Below are 16,730 nucleotides of genomic sequence, written 5' to 3'. Positions count from 1 at the left end.
CCCTCCGCCCTCCAACTGCGCCTGCTGCAGACCATCGTGGCCGTCGCCGCCGAGAAGAACTCCACCCTCGTCCTGCCCTTCCCCGTCGAACTCCTTCGCTTCCTCGAACGCGCCCAGCAGCCCGCACCGGGCCACGTGGCAGCCTTCACGGCCGGTGCCGGAACCGGTGCGGGAGCAACGCCCGCCAGCCGCGCCACTCATGGAACCGGACCATGAGAGGTCGAATTCAAGCCAAGATCGACTTCCGCGTGCCGTACCGCCGGTTACTCCCTCGTAGCGTTTGCGGTGTGAACGGTCCCGCGTGTCCATGATCTGTCAGGACATAGGGGGCGCGCGGCCGTTGTCGTACGCGCGTCCTGAAGTCGACCTTGTGTGCTCCCCGTGGGGTTCGGAAGAGTAGGCGCCGTTCGACGGTGCGGGCGTGACTTCTCTTGTCTTCTGCCCCCGTGACCGTACGCTTTCCGGTCCGGCCGGGTCCCCACAACCTCCCGGGCCGTCCCCCCACAGGAGGACGTGAGTTGAAGCACCGACGCATATCCAGGCGACGTGCGGTCATGGCGGGTGCGGGCGTCGCCGCACTGGCCGCCGGCGCGGTCACCTTCCAGACTGCGAACGCCAGCGAGGTCCCGGCGGACTCGGCGCCCCGGACCCTCTCGATCGGAGCGGCCGGAAAGCTCGCCTCGACGCTCGCCCGGGACCTGGGCGCCGACGCGGCGGGAACGTACTACGACGCGAAGAGCAAGGCCCTCGTGGTGAACGTGCTCGACGAGGCCGCCGCCGAGACCGTCGAGTCGGCCGGCGCCAGGGCGAGAGTCGTGGCGAACTCCCTCGCCGAGCTGAAGAGCGCGCGCACCACCCTCGAGCAGGACGCCACCGTCCCGGGCACCGCCTGGGTGACCGACCCGACCACCAACAAGGTCGTCGTCACCGCGGACCGCACCGTCTCCGGGGCCGAGTGGGCCAAGCTGACGAAGGTCGTCGACGGGCTGGGCGCCAAGGCCGAACTCCGGCGGACCAAGGGCGAGTACAAGCCCTTCGTCGCCGGCGGCGACGCCATCACGGGCAGCGGCGGGCGCTGTTCGCTCGGCTTCAACGTGACCAAGGGCGGCGAGCCGCACTTCCTCACCGCCGGGCACTGCACCGAGGGGATCTCCACCTGGTCGGACTCCTCGGGCACCGTGATCGGCGAGAACGTGGACTCCAGCTTCCCGGGCGACGACTACGGCCTGGTCAAGTACACCGCCGACGTCGCCCACCCGAGCGAGGTGAACCTCTACGACGGCTCCACGCAGGCGATCTCCGGCGCGGCCGAGGCCACCGTCGGCATGCGGGTCACCCGCAGCGGATCCACGACCCAGGTGCACTCCGGCACGGTCACCGGTCTGGACGCCACCGTGAACTACGGCAACGGCGACATCGTCACCGGTCTCATCCAGACCGACGTGTGCGCCGAGCCCGGCGACAGCGGCGGCTCGCTCTTCTCGGGCGGCAGCGCGGTCGGCCTCACCTCCGGCGGCAGCGGCGACTGCACGTCGGGCGGGACGACCTTCTTCCAGCCGGTGACGGAGGCCCTCTCGGCGACCGGCACCCGGATCGGCTGAACCCCACTTCGTACGGCGGCCCGTCCCTCCGCACGGAGGAGCGGGCCGTCGTGCGAGGCGGAACTCAGTGGGTCCACGGCGGCACGACGCGCGTGCCGTCGGCCAGGGTCGCCTCCAGCCCGTGGGACGTGGTGACCCAGGAGACGGCGGTCTCGGCGGCCGGGTTCTCGAGGGTGAGGGTCGCGCCGGGACGGACGATCACCGTGTCGCCGGCGTTGACGCGGTGGGTGGTGCCGTCGAGGGTGATCAGCAGTTCGCCGGCGAGCAGGTGGAAGATCTCCTCCCGGCTGACGGTGTGCGCGGGCGCCCGGGTCCCGGCGGGAATCTCGCTCCGCCAGGCGCACAGCTCCTTGCTGCCGGCCGACGGGGTGGCGTGGGCGACGAAGCGGGTGCCGTGCATCTCGTGGACGACGGCATCGGACGGGCGGACGACGGGCACGACGGCCTCCTCAAGCAGTCAAGCATGTTGACTATATGGTCAAGCTTCTTGACTGTTTCGTCAAGGTGCTTGAATCTCCCCGTGCAGAACTCCGAAGCCGTCACCCTGTCCGCCGCCCTGCTCGCCGCCGCCGGCGAGCTCACCCGGCGCATCCATGACGGGGTGGTCGCCCGCGGCTTCGAGGGGGTGCGGCCCGCGCACGGTTTCGCCTTCACCCGGCTCGCCCCGGACGGCGCGACGGTCACCGACCTCGCGGTCCACCTCGGGGTGACCAAGCAGGCCGCGAGTCAGCTCGTCGACGAGCTGGTGCGCAAGGGCTACGTCGAGCGGCGCCCGCACCCCGAGGACGCGCGGGCCAGGCTCGTCGTGCTGACCGGGGCGGGGTGGGCCTGCACCCGGGCGGCCGACGAGGCGGCGGCGGAGGCCGTACGGGCCTGGGGCGAGACGCTGGGGGAGACGGAGGTGCGCGAGCTGGCGCGAAAGCTGCTGCGCATCGCGCCCGACGGGCCGATTCGTCCCGTGTGGTGACGCCCTGTCGGACGGAGGCCGGGGGCCGCCGTACGACGAGGCCGCCGACGCCCCCCGGCCCGGCCCGCACCGGGCCCGCCGCCCGCGCCTCCGCGTTCGACCGGCACGTGTCCACGCCGACGCGCGCGTCGGGGCCCTGTCCGGCCTGAGCCGCCGGACAGGGCCCCGAACCGGGCTCAGCGGCCGTGCCGCCCGGTCGCCGTGCGCCGCCGCGCGGAGGCGAACAGCGCCGCCGAGCCGAGCGCCAGCGCCGCGGCGCCGCCGACCATCAGGTACGGGGTGTTGCCGTCGCCGCCGGTCTCCGCGAGGTTCTGCGACGATCCCGCCGCCTTCGGCTGGTTGGCGGTGGTGCCGTCACCGGCGGCCTCCGGGGCGGTGTCGTCGTCCGCCGCGGCCGGCTCCGCCGAGGTGTGGGGGTCGTCGTCGCCGTGCCCGTGGTTCTCGATGGTCGACTTGTCGGCGCCGTCCTCGAGCTGCTCCTCGGACGGGGCGGAGGCGGTCGGCGCCGGGGCGGCGGCCTCCTTCGGGGTGTCGCCCGAGTCGGCGGCCGCACCGTCGCCGGCCCCGTTCCCACCCGCCTGGGATCCGCCGCCGAACGTGACGTCCGAGCAGGAGTAGAACGCCTCCGGGCTGTCCGACCGCTGCCAGACCGCGTACAGCAGCTGCGTGCCGGAGCGCTCGGGGAGGGTGCCGGTGAAGGTGTAGAAGCCGCCCGAGGCGGCCGGGTCGGTGGAGGTCGCCACCGGGTTCGCCAGGTCCAGGTCGTCCCAGGCCAGCGGCTGCGACGGGTCGTAGCCCGGCTTGGTGATGTACACCTTGAAGGTCCCCTTGTGCGGGGCGGTCACGCGGTACTTGAAGGTGTGCGAACCGCTGCTCACGCTCGTCGCCGGCCAGTCGGCGCGGGCCAGGTCGAGCCCCTTGAACGCCTCGTTGCCGGCGCTGCACAGCTTGCCGTCGGGAATGAGCTCCTGGTGGCGTCCGCCGGCGTCGCCGATGCGGATGCCGTTCCAGTCGTACAGCGCCTGGGTGCCGCCGGCCGCGACCGCCGCCCGGCACGCCGCCGACTTCGGGCTCTCCGGGCCCTCGGCGTAGCACTGGGAGACCCGGCTGACCGGGTCGCCCATGGAACCGTGCGCGGACGCCGGTGCGGCGGACAGCCCGGTCAGGGCGAGCGGAACGAGTCCGACGGCGGTGGCGACGGCGGCCTTGCGGCGTGCGGGCATGGGGCAGCAACTCCTCGACAGCGATCACTGGATCGGGGTGGGGGGTGGTGAATCCCGTGGGGTGGCTCAGAAACTAGCCCCCCGAACCGGTGAAATCGCCTGCCGAAGGCCCTGGGGAGGGATCCTTATGGCCGCGTTAAGGGAGTGCTCAGGCTGGGATCAGGTAGGTGCCCGGATCAGGCGGTGCCCGGACGGTCAGCCGTCGGGCCACCAGGTGCGGGCGATGTCCTTGCGGACCTCGGGTCGTCCCGCGGGGCGCTCGTCGGCCTCCTCACGGGCCCGGCGGGTGTCCGTCTTCCTCGGGGGCTTCTGCACGGTGACACGGCGCATGGCTGCCTCCTTCAGGGTCCACCGGGTTCCGTGTTCTCACGGAGGTAGACCTTTCGGGGGAGAGTTCCTCATCGGTCCTGTTCTGTCTGTGGCCGCTGTCACGAATCGATTGTCAGTGGCGGGTGTCACTCTGGGGCCATGACGATCCACGACGGTGACGGGACGCGCACGCACGGTGTCGACTGGGACGGGGCGGCCGCCGCGTTCGACGAGGAACCGGACCACGGGCTGCGCGACCCGGCGGTGCGCGCGGCCTGGGCGGCCCGGCTGCGGGCCTGGCTGCCGGAGCGGCCGGGCGACGTCCTCGACCTCGGCTGCGGCACCGGCAGCCTGTCCCTCCTCGCGGCCGAGCGGGGACACCGGGTGACCGGCGTCGACCGGTCCCCGGCGATGGTGGCGCTCGCCCGGGAGAAGCTCGCCGGACGTGACGCCGTGTTCCTCGTCGGCGACGCGACGGCACCACCGGTCGGGGAGGAGCGCTACGACGCCGTCCTGGTCCGGCACGTGCTGTGGACGCTACCCGAACCGGACCGGGCGCTGCGGCACTGGCGGGACCTCCTGCGGCCCGGGGGCCGGCTCGTGCTGGTCGAGGGCGTGTGGGGGACGGTGAGCCCGGTCGGCGTACCGGCCGACCGGCTCACGGCGCTGCTGGCCCCGCTCGGCGGACGGGTGAGCGTGGAGCGGCTGTCCCGGGACGCGGCGCTGTGGGGCCGGGAGGTGGACGACGAGCGGTACGCGGTGGTCGCCGTCCCGGACTGATCCGGCGCCCTCAGGCGAGCAGCGCGCCGAATCCGCCCTCGCGGGCCCGGACGTCCAGTTCGTCGAGGGCGGCCACCGCGGCGGCGGCCGCCTCGGGATCCGTGGTGAGGAGACCGCTCGCCGCGAACTCGTCCTCGTCCAGCCGCCGCACGTCCGTGCCGTCCGCGGAGACCCACAGGTCCAGGTCGAGGTCCTCGACGACCAGCCGGCCGCCGGAGAGCTCGGCCGGCCGGGTGATGTCGCAGTAGTGGCCCTTGAGGGTGCCGTCGGCGGTACGGACCTCCTTCACGGAGTACCACCGGTCGCGCCAGTAGTGCTCCGTGAAGACGTCACCGGGCTCGAAGCGGACGAAGCCGAAGTCGCGCACGCCGTCACCCGCCCAGGGGGCGCGCACGGTGACACGGGTGCCGTCGTCGGCGAGCAGCTCGGCCGGATAGCGGATCTTCATGCGTCCCGCCTTGACGAGGACGACCTCCACCCGCGTCGGCCCGTCAGCCCAGTGCGCGGACATACCGCACCTCCGTCCCGCAGATCTCGTACCCGAACCACCGGTTGATCGCGATCATCGGCCCGTTCCCGGTGTCGTTGCCCGTGAACGCCTCCGTGTACCCGGCCGCGCGGGCGCGATGCAGGGAGTCGTTCTTGGCGAGCTTGGCCAGCCCCCGGCCCCGGTGGGCGCGGGCGGTGCCGGTCATGACCGTGCCGTACCGGGTGCCGCCGTCCGTGCGGGCCGCGGAGAACGCGGCGGGACGGCCGTCGACCACCGCCACCGTGGTCAGCCCGGGGCTGAACAGGGGGTGCCGCCAGGTCTCCTCCAGCCAGGCCTCGTAGTCCGTGAACTCGGTGTCCACGTCGCTGGGTTCGTCCGCCGTGGTCTCCGCGTCCAGCTCGAACAGCGGGCGCGGGTCACCGGCGAAGTCCGAGCCCGGGCGCAGCTCCACGCCCGGCGGCGGATCCTGGAGCGGGGGGAGGGCGCCGTTCGCCAGGTCCAGGCGGAGGAAGTGGGCGGAGCGGCTCGCCCGGTAGCCGTGCGCCTCGGCGAAGGCGCGGTTGCCCGGCCCGTCCACCACCCAGGCGAACAGCCTGGTCGCCCCGTGCGCGGCCAGGTGCTCCTCGGCGGCGCGCACGAGCAGCGTCCCGGCGCCCCGGCGGGTGTGCCCGGGGTGCACGTACACGTTGACGTTGCCCTGGCCGGACTCGGAGCTCTCGTGGGTCAGGTGCACCTGCGCCGTGCCGATCACCTCGCCGTCGGCCACGGCGACGAGCGGGCAGTAGTGGGCGTCGGGGTGGAGACGGGTGAGGTCGTGGGCCAGGGACTCCGGGGTGACGAGGACGAACGGCAGCGCGGCGTGCCGGACGCGGGCGAAGCCCTCGAGGTCGGCGCGGGCGTCGGGGCGAAGATCGCGGACGATCACTGTCATGGGGACGCACGCTACGGGGGACGCGCCCGGGGCGCCTCCTGTTTTCCGCCGGGGTGCGCGACAATCGGGCCGTGACCTTGAAGATCCGGATCGACGACGGCGCGCCCCCGTACGAGCAGGTGCGGGCGCAGATCTCCGAGCAGGCACGGTCGGGAGCGCTGCCCGTGGGGTACCGGCTGCCGACGGTGCGCGGGCTGGCCGAGACGCTCGGGCTCGCCGCGAACACGGTGGCCAAGGCGTACCGGGCGCTGGAGGCGGACGGGGTGATCGAGACGCGGGGGCGCAACGGGACGCTGATCGCCGCCGCGGGGGCGGCGGCGGAGCGGGAGCTGGCGTCCGCGGCGCAGGACTACGCCGCCAGGGCGCGGCGGCTGGGGCTCGGCGAGGAGGAGGCACTGGCCGCCGTGCGGGACGCACTGCGGGCGGCTTACGGGGCGTGAGCGCCGGTTCCCTGCGGGACTTGCCGGGTGAGCGCCGTGGCGGCGGGGTTTGACGCCGGCTGCGGGTCCGTTGTGGCCGGTCGCGCCCGCGCGGCGGAGCCGCAAGTCGGCACGGCCCCGCGCCCCTGGGGGGTGCTGCCACCCCCTGTCTACAGGTACAGGCCCGCGTCCGCGTCGCCCCGTGGTTCCGGCAGGGACGTGGGGGAGGTGCCCCGGCGCAGGGCGTACAGCTCGGCCAGGGTCGCGCCCTCGCGGCCGACGCCCTCCTCGGTGCCGAGCCAGCTCACCGCCTCCGCGCGGGTCAGCCGCCCCACCTCGATCCGGGCCAGACAGCGGCCGGGGCGGACCACGGCCGGGTGCAGGCGCTCCAGGTCCTCGTTGGTGGTGACCCCCACCAGGACGTTGCGGCCCTGGCCGAGCAGACCGTCCGTCAGGTTCAGCAGCCGGGACAGCGCCTGCCCGGCGGCGTGCTTGGCCTCGCCCCGGATCAGCTCGTCGCAGTCCTCCAGGAGCAGCAGCCGCCAGCGGCCCTTGCCCGTCGCGTCCTCCTCGCCGATCGCGATGTCCATCAGGTAGCCGACGTCACTGAACAACCGCTCGGGGTCCAGCACGCAGTCCACCTGGCACCAGTCCCGCCAGGACCGGGCCAGCGTGCGCAGCGCGGAGGTCTTGCCGGTGCCCGGCGGGCCGTGCAGCAGGAGCAGCCGGCCCGAGATGTCCTCGGGGGTGGTCTTCATCAGGCGGTCCATCGCCTCCGCCACCGGCGCCGTGTAGTTGGGCCGGATCTCCTCCCAGGTGCCCGCGGAGATCTGCCGGGTGGTGCGGTGCGGGCCGCGCCGCGGGGAGACGTACCAGAAGCCCATGGTGACGTTCTCCGGCTGCGGTTCGGGCTCGTCCGCCGCGCCGTCGGTGGCCTCGCCCAGGATCTTCGCGGCGAGGTCGGCGCTGGTCGCGGTGACCGTGACGTCGGCGCCCCGGTTCCAGCGGGAGACCAGCAGGGTCCAGCCCTCGCCCTCGGCCAGGGTGGCGCTGCGGTCGTCGTCCCTGGCGATCCGCAACACCCGCGCGTCCGCGGGCAGCAGGGTCGCGCCGGAGCGTACGCGGTCGATGTTCACGGCGTGCGAGTACGGCTGCTCGCCCGTCGCGAAGCGGCCGAGGAACAGCGCGTCGACGACATCGGACGGGGAGTCGCTGTCGTCGACGTTGAGCCGGATCGGCAGTGCGTCGTGCGGTTGCGCGGACATGCCGCCATGATCGGTCACACGGGCGCCGCGTGCACCCGGTTTCCGGGGCACACGCGGCGCACGGCCGTAGCCGGCCGCCCGCTTTCAGTCCGGCGGCCGGCGGATCAGCCCCCGTGCCCGCCGGGCCCGGCGCACCACCGCGTACCCCTTGGTCAGCGCGCGGTCCCGGGCGAAGGCCCGCGCGACGGCCCGCCCTTCCACCAGCCGTTCGAACTCGGCGGCGGACGTCGACCGCCGCACCGTGACGCGCCGCAGGGCGTACGGCCCCTGGGCGCGGCGGGCGAGGCCGTTGCCGACGGCGAGGGCCTGGGCGTACCCGGTCTCCCGCACCGCCCGGCGCACCCGGCGGCTGGAGTAGCCGTAGGGGTAGGCGAACGAGGCGGGTGGGGAGCCCAGCTGGTCCGAGACGATCTCCTTGCACAGGATCAGCTCGGAGCGCAGCCGGCCCTCGTCGAGCTGGTCGAGCTGCGGATGGCTGTGGCTGTGCCCGCCGATCTCGACGCCCGCGCCGGCCAGTTCGCGCACCTGGTCCCAGTCGAGCATGGTGTCCAGGCCGCCGCCGGTGTCGTACGGCCCCCTCAGCCAGCCCGTGGTGACGAACAGGGTGGCCGGGAACCCGTGCTCGGCGAGCACGGGCAGCGCGTGCCGGTGCACGCCCTCGTAGCCGTCGTCGAACGTGACGAGGACCGGCCGCTCGGGCAGCGGGCGGCCCGAGCGCCAGTGCGCGGCCAGTTCGGCCGTGGTGACGGGGGTGAGGCCCCGGTCCGCGATCACCGCCATCTGCTCGGCGAACGCCTCCGGGGTCACGGACAGGGCGCGGGTCGCCTCGCCGGGATCGGCCGCGACCGCGTGGTACATGAGGACCGGCACGCGTACGTCAGTCACGGCGGGCCTCCTCGACGGCCACCACGGAGAACGTGACCCCGCTCCGCCGGGCCCGCACGCTCCCCACCAGGTAGCCGCCGGCCGCGGTGAGCACCCCGGCCACGATCGCCCCCGCGCGCCCCGCGCCGCCCGGGCGGGCCAGCAGGGCGTCGCGCAGTCCCCGCACCACCCCGGCCGGCAGTACGCGCGTGGTGTACCGGCGTTCGGACTCCAGCCCCTTCTCCGCGCCCACGCTGCGGGCCACCAGCGCCTTGGACAGCCCCTCGGCGTAGGTGCGCGTACGGAAGTAGCGGAAGTGCTCCCGGACTTCGGGCACCCGGTGGTGGATCACCGCGCGGTCGTCGATCAGCAGGACCGCGTCGGGCCGGGCGCGGCTGAGGCGGATGCACAGCTCCGTCTCCTCCCCGCCCAGCGGTCGCTTGTTCCCGTCGCGTCCGATGCCGGTGGCGAAACCGCCCGCCGCGTCGAAGGCCTCGCGCCGGAAGGAGGCGTTGCCGCCGAGCACGTTGCGCACCCGTACCCGCCCGGGCGGCAGGCCCCGGTAAGTGCAGCCCACCACCCAGTCGAACTCCTCGGGGAACCAGTCGGGCCGCCGGCCCGACGCCCAGAGGGGTTCGGTGCGCCCGCCGACCGCCATCACGCGCGGGTCGTCGTACGCCTCGGCGAAGTGCTTCAGCCAGTCGCGTTCGGCCACGGCGTCGTCGTCGAGGAAGGCGACGACGTCGCCGCGCGAGGCGGCGATCCCGGTGTTGCGGCCGGCGGACAGGCCGCGGGGGCCCGCGTTGGCGAGCACCCGCACGTCGCCGGTCCCCTCGTACTCCTTGCCCAGACGGTCCAGGAGGTCCTGGTTGTGGTCGACGACCAGCAGGGTCTCCAGGGCCGGCCGTGACTGCGCCCGTACCGAGGCGACCGCCGCGAGGACGTCCTCCCAGCGGTCCTCGGTGTAGGCGCAGATCACGACCGAGACGCCCGGGGTGCCGGGATCGCTCAAGACACCTTCCCCCGGCCCGTACCGAGCAGCGGCGAGGGGCGCGGGCGCCGGCGCAGCGCACGCCGGTTGGAACGCTCCCCGAGGATGACTCTCAGCACGCGCAGCCCGTCGCGCACGGCCCGCAGATTGCTCGTGCCGTGGATGCGCAGGTACTCGTGGCTGGGTATCTCCTGCACCTTGAGGCCGGCCTTGACGACCCGGATGTTCATCAGGGTCTCGACCTCGAAGCCGGTGCAGTCGAGGTCGATCTTGTCGAGGCAGTGCCGCCAGAAGGCGTTGTAGCCGTAGCAGAGGTCGGTGTACCGCGCGCCGAACTTGCGGTTGACGGCGGCGCACAGCACCCGGTTGCCCAGCATGCGGATGAACGTCATGTCGTCGGTGCCGCCGCCGTTGGCGAAGCGGGACCCCTTGGCGAAGTCCGCGCCGGAGACCAGCGCGGAGACGTAGCTGACGATCTCGTTGCCGTCCGCCGAGCCGTCCGCGTCGACCATCACGATGATGTCGCCGGTGCAGGCCTCGAACCCGGAGCGCAGCGCGTCCCCCTTGCCCTTGCCGCGCTGCCCGACGACCTTGACGCCGGGCCACAGTTCGCGGGCCACCTCGACGGTTTCGTCGGTGGAGTTGCCGTCGACCAGGACCACTTCGTGGATCCAGTCGGGAAGCGTCTTGAAGACGTACGGCAGGTTCTCCGCCTCGTTCATGGCCGGTATCACCACGCTCACCGGCGGCGCTATGGCCAGGTGAGAGGAGACGGGCCGGTACGTGCGGGCGACCGGTGGATCCTGGTCCTCGGTCGCCGACTGCAGAACGGAACTCATGAGTCTGGTCCCTCTCGTCCGGTGGACCGCCCGCCCCTCGGGCGGCCCGGCTGTTCGTCCGGTTCGAAAGGGGGGTTGCTCTCACCTCGCGGCACGACGGACGGAACCGACGTGCACGCCGGGTGAGCTGGCAAATCTGGTCGGCCGCGGAAAAGCCGGCCGACCGCGCGGCACGGCCCGGTCACCGTTGCGGTCACCGGGCACGGCACCCCCCTACCGCGCCCCGCGTCGGTTCGTCCCGGTCCTGAGCCCTCCCCTGGAACCGCTTGCTGACGATCCGTCGCGAGTGAGGTGTATGACGGTATTGACGATTGAGCCCGAATGGCAAGACCTGGAACGCCCGCTCACGTTTTCGCCGGTTTGGCCGTTACATAGGTCTCTTGCCGGGATGTGTGTGTCCGCATGGCCGACTTTTCCCCCCGAAGTGTCGGATGACGGGCTTCAATGTGGCGCACCCCGTAGGGGGCGTCAAGGGCCGAAAGTCCGCCCGACCGGATTTCGTCCAGGAACGAACAGCAACAGTTTTGGCATGAACACTTCCGGTCAACACGCGTAGTTGGTACCACGGTTGCGGCAGAGATCCTGCTAAAGGGAGGTTCCATGAGACGTTCCCGAATTGTCCTCGCCCTCGGCTCACTCCTCCTCGCCGTCACCACCGCCCTCACCGGGGCCACGACGGCCCAGGCGTCCCAACAGGCCGCAGCCGACGGCTATGTGGCGCTCGGCGACTCCTACGCCTCCGGCGTCGGAGCCGGCAGCTACATCTCCTCCAGCGGTGACTGCAAGCGCAGCACGAAGGCCCACCCCTACCTCTGGGCGGCCGCCAACTCACCCTCGTCCTTCCACTTCACGGCCTGCTCGGGCGCCCGAACGGGTGATGTTCTCTCCGGGCAGCTCGGCCCGCTCTCCACCTCGACCGGCCTGGTCTCGATCAGCGTCGGCGGCAACGACGCCGGTTTCGCCGACGTCATGACGACCTGTGTGCTCCAGTCCGACAGCTCCTGCCTCTCGCGCATCGCCACCGCGAGGGCGTACGTCGACTCGACCCTGCCCGGCAGGCTCGACAGCGTCTACGCGGCGATCCACGACCGGGCCCCCAACGCCCGTGTCGTGGTGCTCGGCTACCCCCGCTTCTACCAGCTCGGTACCTCCTGCATCGGTCTCTCCGAGACCAAGCGGAAGGCGATCAACGACGCCGCCGACTACCTCGACAACGCCATCGCCCGGCGCGCCGGCGCCCACGGCTTCACCTTCGGCGACGTACGCACCACCTTCACCGGCCACGAGATCTGCTCCGGCAGCTCCTGGCTGCACAGCATGGACTGGCTCAACATCGGCAACTCGTACCACCCGACGGCCGCCGGACAGTCCGGCGGCTATCTGCCGGTGCTCGACGCCGCGGCCTGACCGTCAGTACCCGTCGTCCGAACCGGAAGGAGAAGCGGAGGCCCCGCCCGTCGGGGTCTCCGCCTCACACGCCACCGAGAACGGCACCGTCTCGGACGTCGTCCGCACCGGCTCCCGGACCTCCACGCCGATCTCGCTCTCGAACACCCCGGTCTCCGAGTACGTCGTCACGACCACCGTGTCGTGCTTCGTACGCCCGCCCCCCTCGGGGAGCGACAGCTTCCGCCAGCCCGGATCGTCCACCGAGCCGTCCTCGGCCACCCAGCGGTAGGAGACCTCGGCCGGCAACCGCCCCACCGTGAACGTCGCCGTGAACGCGGGCGCCTCCTCGTGCGCCGGCGGACAGCTCCCGGAGTACTCCGTGTGCGCGCCGGTCACCGTCACCGACACCGTCTGCGGCGGGGGAGTGGACTTCTCCTCCCTCTCCTCCTTCTTCTCCTCGCTCGCGGTGGAGGACGGCGCCGGACCGTCCGTCCTCGGCGTCCCGCCACCCTCCCCGTCGTCACCGGTCCGCGCGGGCGAACTCGCCCGGCCTCCGGTGCCCTTGGCGCCGGGGTCGCCGTTCTCGTCGTCCAGCAGCGCGTACGTCAGCCCGGCCAGCGCCAGGGCCAGGGCGGCCACACCCGCCACCAGGGCGACCGCGGCCCGCCGGTCGCGCCCGGGCCGGGTGACCGCGGTGGTCGCCGCCGGCGCTCCCGCGGCCGGCGCCGGGGAAGCGGGTGAGTACGTCTCCGGGTACGGCTGCGGCAGCGCGGCCACCGTCGGGGCGTACGGCAGCGAACGCGCCGTGTCCGCGCGGGGAGCGCCCCCCGCCCCGACGAGCCGCAGGTCCTGCTGTGCCCGCTCCGCCGACAGCCGCTCGGCCGGGTCCTTGCGCAACAGCCCCTCGACGACCGGGGCGAGCGGACCCGCCCGGCGCAGCGGCGGCAGCTCCTCGTCGACGATCGCCCGCAGAGTGCTCAGCGGGGTGTCCTGACGGAAGGGCGAGTGGCCCTCGACCGCCGCGTACAGCAGCACACCGAGCGACCACAGGTCCGACTCGGGCCCCGGCGTGCGCCCCAGCGCCCGCTCCGGAGCGAGGAACTCGGGCGAACCGACGACCTCCCCGGTCATGGTCAGCGCCGAGCTGCCCTCGACCATGGCGATCCCGAAGTCGGTGAGCACGATCCGCCCGTCGTTCGCGATCAGCACGTTGGCCGGCTTCACGTCCCGGTGCAGCACCCCCGCCCCGTGCGCGGCCCGCAGCGCGGCGAGCACCTCCGCGCCGATGTGCGCGGCCCGCCGCGGGGACAGCGGTCCCTCCGCGTCCAGCACCTCGGCCAGCGACAGACCGCGCACCAGCTCCATGACGATCCACGGACGGCCGTCCTCCATCGCCACGTCGTACACCGTCACCACGTTGCGGTCGGCGATCCGGGCCGCCGCCCACGCCTCCCGCTCCAGCCGGGCGTACATCCGCTCCACGTCGGACGCCGGCAGTCCGGCCGGGGCGCGCACCTCCTTGACGGCGACCTCGCGGTGCAGCACCTCGTCGCGGGCCCGCCACACGGTCCCCATGCCGCCCTCGCCCAGCGGTGACAGCAGCCGGTACCGGCCCGCGACCACCCGCTCACCGCCCGGTTCCTCGGACACGGCGCCCCCCTTCGCGTCCGGACGAATTCGCCCTTTCCTCAAGAAAGTAGCTCAACCGAGTGCGGATGCCGCCCCCCTGAACACCAATCCGGCGCCCAGGGCCACGACGACGAACGCCGACCCCAGGGGCGCGCTCCGGCGCACGAGGGTCGCCCACGGGGCCGTCGTCCAGCGGGGGCGCCGGGCCAGCAGCCCGGTCACACCGCTGCCCGCCTTCACGACCGCGTACCCGGCCGCGGTGAGCGTCAGGGCCAGCCCGGCGCCGTACGCGACGACGAGCAGCAGCCCGAACCAGGCCCGGCCGAGCGCGGCGGCGCCGACCAGCACCACGACGGCGGACGGACTGGGCACCAGCCCGCCGGCGAAACCGAGCAGGACCGTGCCGCGCAGGGTGGGGGCGGTGGGATGGGTGTGGGTGCGACCGCCGTGCGTATGGGTGTGGCCCTCGTGCGTGTGCGTGTGTTCGTGCGGGTGCTCATGGTGGTGCGTGTGGTTCCGGTGGCGCAGGGCCCGGCGTACGAGGCTCGCGCCGGCCAGGGTGACGAGGGCGCCGCTCGCGATGCCCAGCCAGGCGATCACCGAGGGCGCGGCGGCCGAGCCGGCCGTGACCAGCAGGCCCAGGGCGACCACGCCGAACGTGTGGGTGACGGTGACCGAGGCGGCCATGGGCAGGACGTCCCTGAGCCGGGCCCCGCCTCCGCGCGCCGCCGCCGTCGCGGCCATGAGCGTCTTGCCGTGGCCGGGGGCGAGCGCGTGCACCGCGCCGAGCCCGACGGCGACCAGCAGCGCGAGCGCGGCGAACCCCGCGGTCGGGTCGTGCCGGGCGACGAGGTCGTCGAGCGCGCGGGTCCAGCGGTCGGCACCGCGCGGGAGCACGGCGGAGGCGGGCGCGTCGGCCTCCTCCGCCGCCAGGGCCGGGCCGCCCGGACGGACGCGCAGGGCCGCGGTCCTGGTGTCGGCCGGGGACGAGAGCAGTTCCTCCGGATACCGGGTCAGTTCGCCGGACGGCGAGGCCGTCGGCACGTCCGAGGCGGTGAGCGTCGTACGGTCGCCCCGCGCGGTGATCTCCCGCCAGCCAGGACCGGACGACGCGCCCGCCCCGCGGAAGCGGAGGCCGACCGTTTCGCCCCCGGGGAGGGGCGCGGTCAGCCGGCACTCCACACGCAGGGTGTCGAGCCCGGCCTGACCGGGCCGCACGCGCACGCGGGCGGTGCCCGCGGTGAGCGGGACCGTCCGCCCGTCGACGCGCACCTCGCTCTCCCGCGCGGCCGTGGCACAGCGCTGCCGGGCCCAGGCGCCCTCGCCCAGCCGCTCGAGGTCCGGCCCCGCCTGGGCGGCCGGGATCTCGGCGAGGTCCTCGACGTGATGGACGCGGAGTTCACCGGGCGCGGCCACCAGCCCGTCGTAGCGGTTGACGGTGAAGTTGCCGAGCGGGTGCGCGCTCGACGTCGTGGCCGGGACCAGGGCGAGCGCGCAGGCGGCGGTGAGGACGGCGGCACCGGCGGCGACGCGGCGGCGGAGGTTCAACGCGCCCCCTCCAGTTCCTTCAGCGCGGCCCGGGCCGCACGGGCGCCGAGCGGAGAGAAGCCGGGGTTCAGCTCCAGCGCGGCGGTGAGGGAGCCACGGGCGGCGCGGTCGTGCCCGGTGGCCTTCTCGATCATGCCCCGGTGGTAGAGGAAGGCGGCGCTGCGGTAGCCGGTGGCCGTGGCGCGGCGGGCGTACGGAAGGGCCTCCGCGTCGCGGCCGTTGACGTGCAGGGCCCAGGCGAGGGCGTCCGCGGTGTGCACACTGTGCCGCCGGTCCCACTCCGCGCGGGCCGCGCGCAGCGCCTCACCGGCGTCCCCGTGATCGGCGGCGGCGAGCGCGGTGTCCAGGTCGGCCTCGACCCCGCCGGCCCGGGCCAGCGCGGTCCAGGCGCCGACGAGGGCGTACTGCTCGCGTGCCCTCGCGCGGTCGCCGTCGGCGCCGCGGTCCTCGTACAGCTCGCCGAGCGCGACCAGGGGGCCGGGCAGCGGGGAGCGGGCGACGACCTGCTCCAGCGTCTTCACGGCGCCCGCGCGGTCGCCGCTCGCGGCCTGTGCGCGGGCCCGGCCCTCCAGGGCGGGGAGGTGGCCGTCGTCGGCGGCGAGCGCCCGCGCGTAGTGCGCGAGAGCCGTCCCGTACTCGCCCCGGTTCCAGGCGAGCTGTCCCAGCGCGGTCGCGACGTACGCCACGTCCGCGGGCGAGGACGCGCTGTCCAGGGCCCGTCGCAGCACCTCCCGCGCGGTGCGCGCGTCGCCGCGCAGCTCCCGTACGTACGCGTACCGGGTGAACACGGGCACCCCCGGCCGCCTGCGGTCGGCGGTGACGGCGGCCCCGGCGGCCTCCTCGTACCGGCCGAGCTCGACCAGCGCGTCGACACGGGAGCACAGGGCGCGTTCGCTGTAGGGGTTCTGCTCCAGCGCCCGGTCGGCGTGGGCCAGGGCGCCGGTGAAGTCGTGCCGCGCGGCGGCGAGGGCGGCCTGCCCGGCGAGGGCCTGCTCGTTGCCGGGTTCGAGTGCGAGGGAACGCTCGAGCGCCCGCTCGGCCCGCGGATAGCGCGAGGGGTCCCCCTGGGTCCGCGCCTGCTCGACATAGGCGGTCCCGAGGGCGGCCCAGCCGGCGAAGTCCCGCGGCTGCGCCCGCAGATGAGCCTGCAGCGACCGGATCCCGGCGCCGAGCTCACCCCCGGCGAGCACCCCGGCGACGACCGCCGGCGCGGCACCGGCCGCCCCGGCCCGCCCCTCGTCCCCTTCCTCTCCCACCGCGACGGCCCCGGCGGTCAGCGCGACGGCCAGCAGCCCGGCGCACACCGCGCGACGCGCCCCGCGCGACCGCCGCGCGGCAGCGGAGAACCGCCGCGGCGCGCCGGCCCGCGGTCCCGCGCCGTCCGGGGCGGCCGCTCCGGGACCCTGACCGTCGCCGTCGGCGTGCGGGGCGGCCGCTCCGGGACCCTGAACGACGACGTCGGCGAGCGGGGGGGCCCCTCCGGGA

The 16,730-nt window shown here is 74.2% G+C and carries 17 protein-coding genes and 1 pseudogene; 6 read left to right on the top strand and 12 right to left on the bottom strand.

The genetic code is table 11. From position 1 onward, the window contains the following. Nucleotides 1-216: pseudogene (locus AB0A94_RS37680) on the top strand (slipin family protein); the annotation flags it as partial. Nucleotides 217-554: 338 nt separating this feature from the next. Next, nucleotides 555-1,601, top strand: coding sequence for a S1 family peptidase (locus AB0A94_RS37675; RefSeq protein ID WP_361751415.1), 1,047 nt, complete (start codon nucleotides 555-557; stop codon nucleotides 1,599-1,601). A 64-nt stretch (nucleotides 1,602-1,665) separates the two neighbouring features. Here AB0A94_RS37675 and AB0A94_RS37670 read toward each other — a convergent pair whose 3' ends face one another. After that, on the bottom strand, nucleotides 1,666-2,040 hold the full coding sequence (locus AB0A94_RS37670; RefSeq protein ID WP_361751411.1) for a cupin domain-containing protein: 375 nt from the start codon (nucleotides 2,038-2,040) through the stop codon (nucleotides 1,666-1,668). 81 nt (nucleotides 2,041-2,121) lie between these two features. Here AB0A94_RS37670 and AB0A94_RS37665 point away from each other — a divergent pair, with 81 nt between their 5' ends. Beyond that, entirely contained in the window at nucleotides 2,122-2,568 is a 447-nt protein-coding gene (locus tag AB0A94_RS37665) for a MarR family winged helix-turn-helix transcriptional regulator (protein WP_361751409.1), read from the top strand. Nucleotides 2,569-2,744: 176 nt separating this feature from the next. On the opposite strand, the gene AB0A94_RS37660 is transcribed toward AB0A94_RS37665, so the two are convergent. Both AB0A94_RS37660 and AB0A94_RS37655 read right to left on the bottom strand, forming a co-directional pair. Continuing rightward, on the bottom strand, nucleotides 2,745-3,791 hold the full coding sequence (locus AB0A94_RS37660) for a lytic polysaccharide monooxygenase (RefSeq protein ID WP_361751407.1): 1,047 nt from the start codon (nucleotides 3,789-3,791) through the stop codon (nucleotides 2,745-2,747). A gap of 195 nt (nucleotides 3,792-3,986) precedes the next feature. Then, nucleotides 3,987-4,121 carry a hypothetical protein gene (locus AB0A94_RS37655; protein ID WP_361751406.1) on the bottom strand — a complete coding sequence of 45 codons (135 nt, stop codon included), beginning with the start codon at nucleotides 4,119-4,121 and terminating at the stop codon, nucleotides 3,987-3,989. Between the two features lie 138 nt (nucleotides 4,122-4,259). Here AB0A94_RS37655 and AB0A94_RS37650 point away from each other — a divergent pair, with 138 nt between their 5' ends. After that, complete coding sequence (locus AB0A94_RS37650) at nucleotides 4,260-4,880, top strand: class I SAM-dependent methyltransferase (RefSeq protein WP_361751404.1); 621 nt, start codon at nucleotides 4,260-4,262, stop codon at nucleotides 4,878-4,880. A gap of 10 nt (nucleotides 4,881-4,890) precedes the next feature. Here the strand turns inward: AB0A94_RS37650 and AB0A94_RS37645 are convergent, their stop codons facing one another. Both AB0A94_RS37645 and AB0A94_RS37640 read right to left on the bottom strand, forming a co-directional pair. Continuing rightward, nucleotides 4,891-5,391 (bottom strand): DUF402 domain-containing protein, encoded by a 501-nt coding sequence (locus tag AB0A94_RS37645; RefSeq protein WP_361751402.1) that lies wholly within the window; start codon nucleotides 5,389-5,391, stop codon nucleotides 4,891-4,893. Continuing rightward, complete coding sequence (locus AB0A94_RS37640; protein ID WP_361751400.1) at nucleotides 5,372-6,301, bottom strand: GNAT family N-acetyltransferase; 930 nt, start codon at nucleotides 6,299-6,301, stop codon at nucleotides 5,372-5,374. Before AB0A94_RS37640 ends, AB0A94_RS37645 begins: the two co-directional genes overlap by 20 nt. Before the next feature lie 71 nt (nucleotides 6,302-6,372). On the opposite strand from AB0A94_RS37640, the gene AB0A94_RS37635 reads away from it, so the two are divergent. Continuing rightward, entirely contained in the window at nucleotides 6,373-6,741 is a 369-nt protein-coding gene (locus tag AB0A94_RS37635; RefSeq protein ID WP_217130390.1) for a GntR family transcriptional regulator, read from the top strand. Between the two features lie 149 nt (nucleotides 6,742-6,890). Here the strand turns inward: AB0A94_RS37635 and AB0A94_RS37630 are convergent, their stop codons facing one another. From AB0A94_RS37630 to AB0A94_RS37615, 4 genes are all read right to left on the bottom strand, one after another. Then, a complete protein-coding gene (locus AB0A94_RS37630) occupies nucleotides 6,891-7,985 on the bottom strand; it encodes a DUF5925 domain-containing protein (protein WP_361751398.1) in 1,095 nt (364 codons plus the stop codon). Between the two features lie 84 nt (nucleotides 7,986-8,069). After that, nucleotides 8,070-8,870 carry a polysaccharide deacetylase family protein gene (locus AB0A94_RS37625; RefSeq protein ID WP_361751396.1) on the bottom strand — a complete coding sequence of 267 codons (801 nt, stop codon included), beginning with the start codon at nucleotides 8,868-8,870 and terminating at the stop codon, nucleotides 8,070-8,072. Next, nucleotides 8,863-9,861, bottom strand: coding sequence for a glycosyltransferase family 2 protein (locus tag AB0A94_RS37620; protein ID WP_361751394.1), 999 nt, complete (start codon nucleotides 9,859-9,861; stop codon nucleotides 8,863-8,865). Before AB0A94_RS37620 ends, AB0A94_RS37625 begins: the two co-directional genes overlap by 8 nt. Continuing rightward, nucleotides 9,858-10,679, bottom strand: a complete 822-nt coding sequence (locus AB0A94_RS37615; RefSeq protein WP_361751392.1) for a glycosyltransferase family 2 protein — start codon at nucleotides 10,677-10,679, stop codon at nucleotides 9,858-9,860. The genes AB0A94_RS37620 and AB0A94_RS37615 overlap by 4 nt, the downstream gene beginning before the upstream one ends. 600 nt (nucleotides 10,680-11,279) lie before the next feature. Between AB0A94_RS37615 and AB0A94_RS37610 the strand changes: the two genes are divergently transcribed. Further along, nucleotides 11,280-12,086, top strand: a complete 807-nt coding sequence (locus AB0A94_RS37610) for an SGNH/GDSL hydrolase family protein (protein WP_361751390.1) — start codon at nucleotides 11,280-11,282, stop codon at nucleotides 12,084-12,086. 3 nt (nucleotides 12,087-12,089) lie between these two features. On the opposite strand, the gene AB0A94_RS37605 is transcribed toward AB0A94_RS37610, so the two are convergent. The 3 genes from AB0A94_RS37605 to AB0A94_RS37595 all read right to left on the bottom strand — a co-directional run. Beyond that, nucleotides 12,090-13,691 (bottom strand): serine/threonine-protein kinase, encoded by a 1,602-nt coding sequence (locus AB0A94_RS37605; RefSeq protein WP_361751413.1) that lies wholly within the window; start codon nucleotides 13,689-13,691, stop codon nucleotides 12,090-12,092. A 78-nt stretch (nucleotides 13,692-13,769) separates the two neighbouring features. Next, nucleotides 13,770-15,245 (bottom strand): nickel transporter, encoded by a 1,476-nt coding sequence (locus tag AB0A94_RS37600; protein ID WP_361751388.1) that lies wholly within the window; start codon nucleotides 15,243-15,245, stop codon nucleotides 13,770-13,772. After that, the coding region (locus tag AB0A94_RS37595; protein ID WP_361751386.1) for a tetratricopeptide repeat protein at nucleotides 15,242-16,730 on the bottom strand (1,489 nt) is incomplete at its 5' end. The genes AB0A94_RS37600 and AB0A94_RS37595, both read right to left, overlap by 4 nt.

This window comes from Streptomyces sp. NPDC044984 (assembly GCF_040646935.1).
GTDB lineage: Bacteria > Actinomycetota > Actinomycetes > Streptomycetales > Streptomycetaceae > Streptomyces.
Note: the sequence above shows the minus strand (reverse complement) of the source record. Positions and strands in the feature narration are given on the sequence as shown.

What these genes read in the sequence shown, in the direction of transcription:
- AB0A94_RS37645 (WP_361751402.1), bottom strand. Translation starts at nt 5,391, where the DNA reads ATGTCCGCGCACTGGGCTGACGGGCCGACGCGGGTGGAGGTCGTCCTC.
- AB0A94_RS37650 (WP_361751404.1), top strand. Translation starts at nt 4,260, where the DNA reads ATGACGATCCACGACGGTGACGGGACGCGCACGCACGGTGTCGACTGG.
- AB0A94_RS37655 (WP_361751406.1), bottom strand. Translation starts at nt 4,121, where the DNA reads ATGCGCCGTGTCACCGTGCAGAAGCCCCCGAGGAAGACGGACACCCGC.
- AB0A94_RS37615 (WP_361751392.1), bottom strand. Translation starts at nt 10,679, where the DNA reads ATGAGTTCCGTTCTGCAGTCGGCGACCGAGGACCAGGATCCACCGGTC.
- AB0A94_RS37610 (WP_361751390.1), top strand. Translation starts at nt 11,280, where the DNA reads ATGAGACGTTCCCGAATTGTCCTCGCCCTCGGCTCACTCCTCCTCGCC.
- AB0A94_RS37630 (WP_361751398.1), bottom strand. Translation starts at nt 7,985, where the DNA reads ATGTCCGCGCAACCGCACGACGCACTGCCGATCCGGCTCAACGTCGAC.
- AB0A94_RS37640 (WP_361751400.1), bottom strand. Translation starts at nt 6,301, where the DNA reads ATGACAGTGATCGTCCGCGATCTTCGCCCCGACGCCCGCGCCGACCTC.
- AB0A94_RS37675 (WP_361751415.1), top strand. Translation starts at nt 555, where the DNA reads ATGGCGGGTGCGGGCGTCGCCGCACTGGCCGCCGGCGCGGTCACCTTC.
- AB0A94_RS37660 (WP_361751407.1), bottom strand. Translation starts at nt 3,791, where the DNA reads ATGCCCGCACGCCGCAAGGCCGCCGTCGCCACCGCCGTCGGACTCGTT.